Source organism: Streptosporangium sp. NPDC051022, from assembly GCF_040683035.1.
GTDB lineage: Bacteria > Actinomycetota > Actinomycetes > Streptosporangiales > Streptosporangiaceae > Streptosporangium.
Map to the genome: position 1 here is coordinate 415402 of NZ_JBFBCF010000002.1, position 6712 is coordinate 422113.

5 protein-coding genes are annotated in these 6712 nt (G+C 68.3%); 2 read left to right on the forward strand and 3 right to left on the reverse strand.

All coding sequences use genetic code 11. From position 1 onward, the window contains the following. Positions 1–476: 476 nt before the first annotated feature. Complete coding sequence (locus AB0N02_RS05885; protein WP_363943159.1) at positions 477–2294, reverse strand: RICIN domain-containing protein; 1818 nt, start codon at positions 2292–2294, stop codon at positions 477–479. Positions 2295–2916: 622 nt separating this feature from the next. On the opposite strand from AB0N02_RS05885, the gene AB0N02_RS05890 reads away from it, so the two are divergent. After that, entirely contained in the window at positions 2917–3315 is a 399-nt protein-coding gene (locus AB0N02_RS05890) for a RidA family protein (RefSeq protein ID WP_363943161.1), read from the forward strand. Between the two features lie 128 nt (positions 3316–3443). Beyond that, positions 3444–4310: an AraC family transcriptional regulator gene (locus AB0N02_RS05895; protein WP_363943162.1), complete on the forward strand. Its 867-nt coding sequence runs from the start codon at positions 3444–3446 to the stop codon at positions 4308–4310. Between the two features lie 211 nt (positions 4311–4521). Here the strand turns inward: AB0N02_RS05895 and AB0N02_RS05900 are convergent, their stop codons facing one another. Continuing rightward, on the reverse strand, positions 4522–4911 hold the full coding sequence (locus AB0N02_RS05900) for a hypothetical protein (protein ID WP_363943163.1): 390 nt from the start codon (positions 4909–4911) through the stop codon (positions 4522–4524). Between the two features lie 98 nt (positions 4912–5009). After that, a complete protein-coding gene (locus AB0N02_RS05905) occupies positions 5010–5564 on the reverse strand; it encodes a hypothetical protein (RefSeq protein ID WP_363943164.1) in 555 nt (184 codons plus the stop codon). Positions 5565–6712 lie beyond the last annotated feature (1148 nt).

The following is a 6712-nucleotide window of genomic DNA, read 5'->3' on the forward strand; positions in this document are numbered from 1 at the left end:
GTGAACCGTCCTGGACATGGAGGACGGCGAATGGGCGTGGGACACGGGTGGGCGTGGGGACGCGGGTGGGGCGGAAAGTGATGGAGTGTCCCGGGCGGGAGGAGAAGCGGGGCTGCTTCGTGTTCGTTGTGGACCCGGTCGGGTGTGGGGTGGGTGGGCATCGGGTGCCTCACCGAAGCTGGTGCCTCACGGGTGGGCTGAAATGGCCCACCCCGCGCAGCCGGTGCTGTGACCGGGAACGTTAACCGAGCCGGGCACCGTTCATCGGCGCCGTCCCGCCCCGCTCCGCCGCTCGCCGTACCGGCGCCCGGATGGTCACGAACACGGTGAAGGTATGCGGTCACCGCACCGGCTACGGCGGACGGGCGGGCCGGCCGTGAGGGCCGGTCCGCCCGTGGGTGCGGATCTCGGTGCGGATCCGGGGCCCGGGGAGCCGGGCGGCCCGCACGGATCGGACACGATCCAAGAGGTAGGGGTCAGACCGCGTTCAGGTACCAGATCTCGTTTCCGGCGACGACGCCCGCGCCGGAGTCGTTGTTGCCGGTGATCGTCTGCTGGTCAAGGGTGGTCCCGCTACCGGCCGGTGTGGTGAGCACCTTGCCGCTGTAGCGGTTGACCAGGTAGAAGGTCCCGTCCGCGACCTTCTGGAGGGTCCATTCCTGACGGGTCCCGCTGGCGCAGGTCGCCTGCCTGATCTGGATGCCGGTGGACGTGCTCGCCGAGACGAGGTCCAGGCACTTGGAGCTGTTGACGTTCACCAGCTTCCAGTATGACCCGCTGGCCTGCAGCTGCCAGCGCTGGCTGGTGGCGCCGGACGGGGCGTTGTGCGTGATCAGCGCGCCGGACGCGGTCGAGGCGCCCGCGGGCTCGGCGTTGTCGTGGCTGTTGAGCCCCTGCAGGTAGTAGACGCTGTTGTTGACCGGCGAGGCGTCCGTGACCTGGTTGAACACCCACTGCTGGTTGGTCGCGCCGGTGTAGGTCTGCTGGGTGACGGCCGAGGGGTAGGTGCCGCTCGCGGTCAGCGCCAGCCCGGACAGCCAGTCGAAGATCGCGTAGGTGTTCGTGCCGGTCTGGAGGTAGGCGAAGCGCATGCCGTCCTGGCCGTTGCAGTAGTACTGCAGGAGCGTGGTGCCGGGCGTGGTGCCGCTGTAGGCGCTGTCGGCGCACAGGCGGCTGCCGACGTTGATGAACTGCAGGCCGGTGTTGTAGCCCATCAGCCACTTCTGGCTGGGGGTGTCGACGCGGGTGCGCTGGCTCAGCTCGACCAGCGTTCCGGTGGAGGCGCCGACGGGCTCCAGCGCGCCTCCGGTGGAGGAGTTCGTTATGACGTAGGTATTACCGACCTTGGGATGCGGGTCGCTGTCGGCCGTACTGCCCGCGATGAGGTAGGCGCTGTTGGCGACGTTCCAGTGTGTGGCCAGGTAGCTCCCGGCGGTGGGGGCGGCGTTGTAGTAGTCGTCCCGGTTGCAGTCGGGCAGCCGGTAGTCGTTCCACTGCAGGCAGCTCCAGGTGGGCGTGCCGCCGTAGCACATGAGGTCCCACTGGTCGAGGCAGTGCCAGGAGCCGTCCGAGTGGGCCGCGCTGAGCTGCGCGGCGCCGAAGCTGTGCCCCAGCTCGTGGGCGATGGCGTTCGCGCCGAAGCAGTTGGGGCTGGCGTCCACCCGGGAGAAGGCGAGCCCGTTGTTGAGGTTGCCGGACCCGGTCGTCAGGTCGTCGTTCTTGATCTCGGACACGCCGCAGATCACCGTGGACTCGGTGAGCATGAGGTAGTGCCGGTCGGTGCTCGTGTAGCCGAGGGTCTTCAGAGCGTTGATGCTGGTGTCGAAGTCGACCAGCGAACCGGCCGGGACCACCACGTTGCGCACGACGGGGGCGCAGCCACCGGTCACCGCCGTGGTGACGAACCGGATGTGCCGGCTGCGGTTGGAGGTGGCGGCGGCGTCGTTGAACTGGTCGTCGGCGTCGGCCAGCCAGGCCCGGAACATGGGCAGGAACTGCGAGTAGCGGTCCGGCATGGTCGCTTCGCGCACGTACAGGACCTCGACGCGCTTGCCGCTGGTGCCGTCGCCGTCACAGGCCACCAGCTGCGGGCTGACCCGCGCCTTGTCCGGGCTCGGCGTGAGGGCCGCCGGGCCGACGCGCTCACCGAGCCGGGCGCCGGGGAAGACGTCGGACACGACACGGCGACCGCCGTCCGGTGGCGCGGCGGCCGATGCCGTTGGGGGTGAGGCGACCAGACCGACCGCGACGAGGATCCACGCGGTGGTCAGGGAGAGGCTTCGCCTGAGCTGCATTCCGATGAACTCCGATCGGTACGGATACGCCCTCCGAGGGGCGATTCATCGGCAATGGTCACATTCCAAACACACAAATCAGATAAAATGTAATTTTTATCACAACGGGTTGACGATGGCTATTTCCGATGGTCATCGAGGTGGTTGCCGTTGTCCGGCATGACAATTCAAATAAATTTAAATGGTGACACTTCGGTGTGTTGTTAGATATTCACCGAATGGAAGTGCAGCCGGCCCCGCATGGCTCGCCCCGGCGCCGTGCGCGGCGGGGCGAGAGCCGCCGGAGAGCGTTCCGTGACCCTCGGGCGAGGAAGAAATCGCAGGTCGGCGGCCTGTGTCGGATATCCGGGCGGTCCGGGTTCGTCGCCGCTCCCGAAGGGAGGGCATTCCCGGAGCACGTGAACGGTCATGTCGGCCCTCGCTGAAACGTTCGCCGACGGTTTTCCCGTCCGCTCGGCCCGGCTTTTACCGGCGATGACGGCTCCTGACAGGAACACCACTCGGCGTGAGGTGACCGTTCCGGCGTTCGCCGTACCGGGAAAACCCGGATGACACGCCGGGCCGGGTACGGGGATCATCGCTGCGTCGACTCAGTGAGGTCGACTCAGCGAGGAGGAATGTGATGATCCATCGGATGACCGTCGCGGAGCTGTTCCCGCCGCCGGACTACGCGCACGCGGTCGTGGTCGAAGCGGGGCGGCGCCTGGTGTTCACGGCCGGAGCCGTTCCCCTCGACGCGGACGGCACCCTTGTCGGGGCCGGTGATCTCGCGGCCCAGACCCGGCAGGTCCTCGCCAACCTGCGGACCGCGCTGGAGGCGGCCGGCAGCGATCTGGACCAGGTGTTGTCCAGTACCGTGTACGTCGTCGCGGACACCCCCGAGGACCTCGGCCGGGTGTGGGACGTCGTCCGCCGTTCCGGACTGGCCGCCGGCCCGCACACCTCCACCCTGCTGGGGGTCTCCTGCCTGGGATACACGGGCCAGCTCGTCGAGATCACCGCCGTCGCCGCGGTTCCCTGACGCGCCGTTCCCGCTCGCGCGAGGACGGGCGGTGACCGTCGTACCCGACCGTACGGGGCACGGAATGTCGGGTCCGGCGAGGTGGGCGCCACCTAGCGTGAGTGACGGAAAGGGAAGGACGGCCGGAAATGCTGGAACGGCTGAATCAGGCCATGGAGTACATCGAGTGCCACCTCGACCAGCAGATCGAGGTGGCCGAGCTCGCGCGGATCGCCGTCACGTCGGAGTACCACTTCCGGCGGCTGTTCTCCGCGCTGGCGGGCGTCTCGCTGTCCGAGTACATCCGTCGCAGGCGGCTCACCGTCGCCGGCGCCCGGGTGCTCGACGGGGAGGAGACACTGCTCGACATCGCGGTGCGTTACGGCTACGGCTCGGGCGAGGCGTTCGCGCGTGCGTTCCGCGCCGTGCACGGCATCAGCCCCGGCGAGGCCAGGCGGACCGGTGCGGCCCTGTACTCCCAGCAGCGGCTGTCCTTCCGCCTCGTCATCGAAGGGAGCAGCGGTATGCGATATCGGATCGTGAAGAAGGACGAGTTCCGGCTGGTGGGCAGGAAGACACGGGTCCCCCTCGTCCACGAGGGGATGAACCCGGCGATCGTCGAGTTCCTCCGGAGCATGGACAAGGAGACCACGCGGAGTCTGAACGAACTCTCCGACCAGGAGCCGCAGGGGATCGTCAACGTGGCCGACCACATCGACGCGAGCCGTGCGGAGGGCACCGAACTGGACTACTACTACGGTGTGGTGACCGGCGCGGACGTGCCCGAGGGCATGGACGTCCTCACCGTCCCGGCGGGAACGTGGGCGGTCTTCGAGAGCTCCGGCCCGTTTCCGCAGACGCTCCAGTATCTGTGGCGGGACGTGTTCACTCAGTGGTTCCCCTCCAACCCGTACCGGAGCAGGCCGGGCCCCGAGATCTCCAGCACGCGGCTGTCGCCGGACGGCACGGAGGCGGACGCCGAGCTGTGGATCCCCGTGGAACGGGCCGGGGACTGAGGAAACGACCCCGTGACCGGCCCGCCGCCGCCATGAGAGGGCCGGTGCGGTCGTCGGGTGTGGGGATCAGCCAGGAGGCCCTTCTCCCCAGGGGGCAGTGGCCTTCTGGCTGACCGGGTGGCCTGTGGCGTAGGTCTTCGGAGGCTACGCCGTGCCTTCGGTGTGGCGGCGCGCTCCGCGCACGTGTGCCGGAGCCGCCGCGACCGATGTCTCAGCTCTTTCTTCTGCCGCCCCTGGGCTGGGCCGCTCTGGTCGCCGTGACCACCCCGTTGCCGGTCGCTCGGTCGGCGGTGGTGTGCTGCTGCTCCAGAGCCTTCATGATCTCGGGGGCCAAGGTTTCGGCCAGCGCGGGTGCGAGAGCGTCGGCCAGGGCGGACGCGAGAAGTTGCGTGACCAGGATCTTTTCGATCGTCGGTGCCATCGGTGTCGCACGTGACGCCGATTTGAGAGCCGTTTCGATCAGGTTCGCGATGGGGTCCGCGCCGCGTGTGCGGGACTTCGTGGACTGGCCGGCCTCACTGAGTATGTCGCGGATGAGGTCGTCGATCACCGATTCCACCGGCTCGTGTCCGGCTGGCTTGCCGGCTTCCTCCGACGCCATGAGTTGCTCCTCTACGGTTGGTGTGGACCGTCCCCCGGCCGCCGGTTACAGCGGCGGCCGGGGGACGGCGTCCTTGCCTGAGGTACGGTGACCTGCCGTTACCGGCCCGCGAGCGCGGCGAACAGGAGCGGGTGCTCGACGATGTTCTCGCCGCTCTCCTCGCGGCGGCGCATGAGCATGGCGAGCAGGAGCGGGTGCTCGAAGATCCCCCCGCCACGCTGCTTACGGCGGCTTACGAGGGCGGCGAGCAGGAGCGGGTGGTTGATGATGCTCTCGCCGCCCTCTTCACGGCCTTCACGGCGACGGGCGAGCGCGGCGAGGAGCAGCGGGTGGTCGATGATGCTCTCCTCGCTCTCCTCGCGGCGGCGTGCGAGGGCGGCGAGCAGGAGCGGGTGGTTGATGATGCTCTCGCCGCTCTCCTCGCGGCGGCGCATGAGCATGGCGAGGAGCAGCGGGTGGTTGATGATGCTCTCGCCGCCCTCTTCACGGCGACGGGCGAGCGCGGCGAGCAGGAGCGGATGTTCGATGACGCCCCCGCCTCCGTGCTCGCGGCGGGCCGCGAGTGCGGTGAGCAAGATCGCCTCGAAGGCCCGCTCTTCGCTCTCACGCTCGGGCGCCTCGGTGGGTGCGGTGCGCTCCGCGGTCGTCGTCATATGACTCCCTTTCAGGTTGGGTGGTACGCACACCTTTTGTAAGAGACAAACGCACCGTACCCGCGCCCGTCGGGCTCTATTCGCGAAGCCGGACCGATGTACGGTCGCCGACCCGGCGCTTTGCTATATCCGTTCCATTTCCCCGTGTCGGCATGGAGGGTGTAAAAGTCGCCCAAAGACATCAGCAAAGAGGCGGTGCGTTCGTTGTGTCGGAAAGGGAATCGTGAAGGGCGTTTTAATTGCGGCCTCCGGGAGCCTCCTGGCGTCCAGGATGAATTCGGGTGCCGGTCTCTTGGTTCATTTGTTCGGCCGTTGGTGAGGACGTGGGTGTTCGCGGGCGGCGGCCCGAGGGTGGTGGTCCCGCGGGCGGCTGCTCCGTGGACGGCGGAGAGAGGGCGGGGTCGTTCGGGACGGCACCGTGGGCTAGGCGTCGGCGGGGATCGAAATCACTGTCGTCGCAGGTCGCGAACGTGTGGATCGGGACGTGCCAATGTCGTGACGTGAGAGCCGGTGCCCGTCTGCGCGGGTGGTTCACGGTCATCGCCGTGATCCCGGCCGGGCGGCGTGCGAGAACGGCGGGGGGCGGGTGGAGACCGGCGAGGCCGGGCCGGAAGGGGAGCCGGAAGCCCAAGAAAAAGGGGAGTCGGAAGCTTGAGAAAAAGGGGCGCCAGGCCGGTGTTTCGCCTGTTTCACCGACGTTCGGCGATGTTCGCGTTCACGGTGGGGATCCGGCCCCGTCCGGAATTCGTGACGGGAGTTCGTGCCGATTGTGGTGCCGTCGGACGCGGTTTCGACGGCGTCGCGGCGACGTTCCCCGAACGGGATCCGCCTTGTTTTCGCCGGATCGGCTGGAAGATATTCACGCCGGACCGGCCGGAAACGGCGGCGGCAGGTGGGGGGATTCCTGGAAATCGCCGGAAACGATCGGGCGATCCGGTCGCCGGCGGGTTTCCGGAGCCGAGGAGAGTCTTCGTGATCGTCGCGGATCCGGCCGGGTGGGCACTCGGTGCGGCGCCCACCCGTCGTGGTCCGGTGGAACCGCCGCCCACCCGTCGTGGTCCGGTGGAACCGCCGCGCGGCCGGGCGGTGAGAGGACGATGATGCGGTGCCGCATTTCCCTGCTCCTGTCTTTCGCGGGTTCGCCACTT